Annotated in this window: 1 protein-coding gene, 2 tRNA genes and 2 rRNA genes; 1 reads left to right on the plus strand and 4 read right to left on the minus strand. The window is 54.9% G+C overall.

Going from position 1 to position 5255, the window contains the following annotated elements; translation table 11 throughout:
- Positions 1-168: 168 nt before the first annotated feature.
- From ACYVJH_RS13790 to ACYVJH_RS13805, 4 genes are all read right to left on the minus strand, one after another.
- Positions 169-3050 (minus strand): 23S ribosomal RNA (locus ACYVJH_RS13790).
- A gap of 221 nt (positions 3051-3271) precedes the next feature.
- Positions 3272-3347, minus strand: a tRNA-Ala gene (locus tag ACYVJH_RS13795).
- A gap of 10 nt (positions 3348-3357) precedes the next feature.
- Positions 3358-3434 (minus strand) — tRNA-Ile (locus tag ACYVJH_RS13800).
- Between the two features lie 71 nt (positions 3435-3505).
- Positions 3506-5050 (minus strand): 16S ribosomal RNA (locus ACYVJH_RS13805).
- The 16S and 23S rRNA genes sit together here with 2 tRNA genes alongside, the layout of an rRNA operon.
- A 22-nt stretch (positions 5051-5072) precedes the next feature.
- Between ACYVJH_RS13805 and ACYVJH_RS13810 the strand changes: the two genes are divergently transcribed.
- Positions 5073-5255, plus strand: a 183-nt coding sequence (locus ACYVJH_RS13810; RefSeq protein ID WP_460455228.1) for a hypothetical protein, incomplete at its 3' end; no start/stop codon positions are given.

The raw sequence follows: 5255 nt of genomic DNA on the forward strand, positions 1-5255 counted from the left end.
TCGGGTGGTTCCACAGCGCTATGGTCGCCAGGGAGAGGGTGGAGGGTCGCGTTGGCTCCGGTGGATTGGAGTTATCGCGCTCACGCTCTCGTTAGTTGGGAAGTAGCGAACATTTTTTGGCGTTACCGTGATCGACGTGTTGTCGAGGGTAAGGCGTCTTGAGGTTATATGATCAAGCCTCACGGATCATTAGTATCAGTTAGCTCAACGCATTGCTGCGCTTACACACCTGACCTATCAACGACGTGGTCTTCATCGTTCCTTTAGGGGACTTGTGTCCCGGGAGATCTCATCTTGAGGCGCGCTTCCCGCTTAGATGCTTTCAGCGGTTATCGTTTCCGACCATAGCTACCCGGCAGTGCCATTGGCATGACAACCGGAACACCAGGGGGTCGTCCACTCCGGTCCTCTCGTACTAGGAGCAGCCCCTCTCAAATCTCCAACGCCCACGACAGATAGGGACCGAACTGTCTCACGACGTTCTGAACCCAGCTCGCGTACCACTTTAAATGGCGAACAGCCATACCCTTGGGACCGACTACAGCCCCAGGATGTGATGAGCCGACATCGAGGTGCCAAACACCGCCGTCGATATGAACTCTTGGGCGGTATCAGCCTGTTATCCCCGGAGTACCTTTTATCCGTTGAGCGATGGCCCTTCCATACAGAACCACCGGATCACTAAGACCTACTTTCGTACCTGCTTGATCCGTCGATCTCGCAGTCAAGCACGCTTATGCCTTTGCACACAGTGCGCGATGTCCGACCGCGCTGAGCGTACCTTCGTGCTCCTCCGTTACTCTTTGGGAGGAGACCGCCCCAGTCAAACTACCCACCATACATGGTCCCCGACCCGGATAACGGGCCCAGGTTAGAACGTCAAGCACATCAGGGTGGTATTTCAAGGATGGCTCCATGCGAACTAGCGTCCACACTTCAAAGCCTCCCACCTATCCTACACAGACGAACTCAACGTTCAATGTAAAGCTATAGTAAAGGTTCACGGGGTCTTTCCGTCTTGCCGCGGGAACGCTGCATCTTCACAGCGATTTCAATTTCACTGAGTCTTGGGTGGAGACAGCGCCGCTGTCGTTACGCCATTCGTGCAGGTCGGAACTTACCCGACAAGGAATTTCGCTACCTTAGGACCGTTATAGTTACGGCCGCCGTTTACCGGGGCTTCGATCAAGAGCTTCGCCTTGCGGCTAACCCCATCAATTAACCTTCCGGCACCGGGCAGGCGTCACACCCTATACGTCCACTTTCGTGTTTGCAGAGTGCTGTGTTTTTGATAAACAGTCGCAGCGGCCTGGTTACTGCGGCCCTCTAGGGCTCGACAATGCATATTGCCACCCTGGAGGGCGCACCTTCTCCCGAAGTTACGGTGCCATGTTGCCTAGTTCCTTCACCCAAGTTCTCTCAAGCGCCTGAGAATTCTCATCCTGCCCACCTGTGTCGGTTTACGGTACGGTCTGCGTGACCTGAAGCTTAGAGGCTTTTCCTGGAAGCGTGGTATCAGTGACTTCGTCCAATAGGACTCGTCTCGGTGCTCGGCATAAAGAGACGCGGATTTGCCTACGCCTCATGCCTACCTCCTTTCCCCGGGACAACCAACGCCCGGTACACCTAACCTTCTCCGTCCCCCCATCGCAGTCACGCGAGGTGCTGGAATATTAACCAGCTTCCCATCGACTACACCTTTCGGTCTCGCCTTAGGGGCCGACTCACCCTGCACCGATTAACGTTGTGCAAGGAAACCTTGGGCTTTCGGCGTGCGGGCTTTTCACCCGCATTATCGTTACTCATGTCAGCATTCGCACTTCCGATACCTCCAGCAGACTTCTCAATCTACCTTCGCAGGCTTACGGAACGCTCCTCTACCGCGCACACCAAAGGTGTGCACCCTAAGCTTCGGTATACCGCTTAGCCCCGTTAAATCTTCCGCGCAGGCCGACTCGACCAGTGAGCTATTACGCTTTCTTTAAAGGATGGCTGCTTCTAAGCCAACCTCCTGGCTGTCTGTGCCTTCCCACATCGTTTTCCACTGAGCGGTAATTTGGGGACCTTAGCTGTAGGTCTGGGTTGTTTCCCTTTTCACGACGGACGTTAGCACCCGCCGTGTGTCTCCCGCATAGTCTGTCTTGGTATTCGGAGTTTGCCATGGTTTGGTAAGTCGCAATGACCCCCTAGCCATAACAGTGCTCTACCCCCAAGAAGATTCGTGCGAGGCGCTACCTAAATAGCTTTCGAGGAGAACCAGCTATCTCCGGGTTCGATTAGCTTTTCACTCCTAGCCACACCTCATCCCCTACTTTTGCAACAGGAGTGGGTTCGGGCCTCCAGTCGGTGTTACCCGACCTTCACCCTGGGCATGGCTAGATCACCCGGTTTCGGGTCTACTGCATGCGACTATGCGCCCTATTCAGACTCGGTTTCCCTTCGCCTCCCCTATACGGTTAAGCTCGCCACATACAGTAAGTCGCTGACCCATTATACAAAAGGTACGCAGTCACCGAACAAGTCGGCTCCCACTGCTTGTACGCACACGGTTTCAGGTTCTATTTCACTCCCCTCTCCGGGGTTCTTTTCGCCTTTCCCTCACGGTACTGGTTCACTATCGGTCGGTCAGGAGTATTTAGCCTTGGAGGATGGTCCCCCCATGTTCAGACAGGGTTTCACGTGCCCCGCCTTACTCATCATCATCTGCGTGGCCCTTTCACATACAGGGCTATCACCTTCTATGGCCGGCCTTTCCAGGCCGTTTTGCTAGAACCATGCAGACTTCAGGGCTGGTCCCCGTTCGCTCGTCACTACTAGGGGAATCTCGGTTGATTTCTTTTCCTCTGGTTACTTAGATATTTCAGTTCACCAGGTTCGCCTCGTACAGCTATGTATTCACTGCACGATACTCCTTGCGGAGTGGGTTTCCCCATTCGGACATCTCCGGGTCAATGTCTGTTGCCGACTCACCGGAGCTTTTCGCAGGCTGCCACGTCCTTCATCGCCTCTGACCGCCAAGGCATCCACCGTGTGCGCTTATTCGCTTGACCATATAACCCCAAGTCGCCTCAGGGCCATCGTTTTCGCAAATAGTTACAACGATTACTTCAATAAGGATCCATTCCTGGATCCCGCCTTAGCCTCTACGACACGTCTTGATGACAGTTTCGTCTCAAACGCTCGCTACTTCCCATATTTTCAAAGAACATGATCCGGCCTATGCCAGATCAATAAATTCTTGTGTGCGCTGTCATTCCACATGGCCAACTCCTGGTGGAGCCAGTCGGGATCGAACCGACGACCCCCTGCTTGCAAAGCAGGTGCTCTCCCAGCTGAGCTATGGCCCCGTGATTAGAGTGGTGGGTCTAGGAGGACTCGAACCTCCGACCTCACCCTTATCAGGGGTGCGCTCTAACCACCTGAGCTACAGACCCAGGCCGGATCACGTTGTGGAATGCAGGAAACTTGTGCGGACGCCCACTGAGAACAAACTCGTCTTTGCTCAAAAGGAGGTGATCCAGCCGCACCTTCCGATACGGCTACCTTGTTACGACTTCACCCCAGTCATGAATCACACCGTGGCAAGCGTCCCCCTTGCGGTTAGACTACCTGCTTCTGGTGCAACCCACTCCCATGGTGTGACGGGCGGTGTGTACAAGGCCCGGGAACGTATTCACCGCAGCAATGCTGATCTGCGATTACTAGCGATTCCGACTTCACGGAGTCGAGTTGCAGACTCCGATCCGGACTAGGATGGGGTTTCTGGGATTGGCTCCACCTCGCGGCTTCGCGACCCTCTGTCCCCACCATTGTAGTACGTGTGTAGCCCTGGCCGTAAGGGCCATGATGACTTGACGTCATCCCCACCTTCCTCCGGTTTGTCACCGGCAGTCTCCTTAGAGTTCCCGACATTACTCGCTGGCAACTAAGGACAAGGGTTGCGCTCGTTGCGGGACTTAACCCAACATCTCACGACACGAGCTGACGACAGCCATGCAGCACCTGTCTCACGGTTCCCGAAGGCACCCCTCGATCTCTCAAGGGTTCCGTGGATGTCAAGGCCAGGTAAGGTTCTTCGCGTTGCATCGAATTAAACCACATACTCCACCGCTTGTGCGGGCCCCCGTCAATTCCTTTGAGTTTCAGTCTTGCGACCGTACTCCCCAGGCGGCGAACTTAACGCGTTAGCTTCGACACTGAACTCTCAATTGAGCCCAACGTCCAGTTCGCATCGTTTAGGGCGTGGACTACCAGGGTATCTAATCCTGTTTGCTCCCCACGCTTTCGTGCCTCAGTGTCAGTGCTGGTCCAGGTGGCCGCCTTCGCCACAGATGTTCCTCCCGATCTCTACGCATTTCACTGCTACACCGGGAATTCCACCACCCTCTACCGCACTCTAGTCCGCCAGTATCCACCGCAATTCCCAGGTTGAGCCCGGGGCTTTCACGGCAGACTTAACGAACCACCTACGCACGCTTTACGCCCAGTAATTCCGAGTAACGCTTGCACCCTTCGTATTACCGCGGCTGCTGGCACGAAGTTAGCCGGTGCTTATTCTTACGGTACCGTCATTCTCCCGGGGTATTAGCCCGGAAGGTTTCTTCCCGTACAAAAGTGCTTTACAACCCGAAGGCCTTCTTCACACACGCGGCATGGCTGGATCAGGCTTGCGCCCATTGTCCAATATTCCCCACTGCTGCCTCCCGTAGGAGTCTGGACCGTGTCTCAGTTCCAGTGTGGCTGATCATCCTCTCAGACCAGCTACGGATCGTCGCCTTGGTGAGCCTTTACCTCACCAACTAGCTAATCCGACATCGGCTCATCCAATCGCGCAAGGCCCGAAGGTCCCCTGCTTTCACCCGTAGGTCGTATGCGGTATTAGCGTAAGTTTCCCTACGTTATCCCCCACAACTGGGTAGATTCCGATGTATTCCTCACCCGTCCGCCGCTCGCCACCCAGAGAGCAAGCTCTCCTGTGCTGCCGCTCGACTTGCATGTGTTAGGCCTGCCGCCAGCGTTCACTCTGAGCCAGGATCAAACTCTTCAGTTAAAGCTTAAAGCTTTGTCTGCAGATGCTCGACCTTGACTTCTTATCGCTTGATAACTCAATTGACTTAAAGCTCTTGGCTGAACGTCTGCAAGAAATGGACTCATCCATCCCCAGCAGGCGCCCGCACAAATTTCCTGCGCACACTGTCAAAGATCATCAAACCCGGCGGCCTTCCGGCCTGCCATCCCAGGGCGTTTCGCTCAAG

It is taken from the genome of Arenimonas aestuarii, from assembly GCF_054781715.1.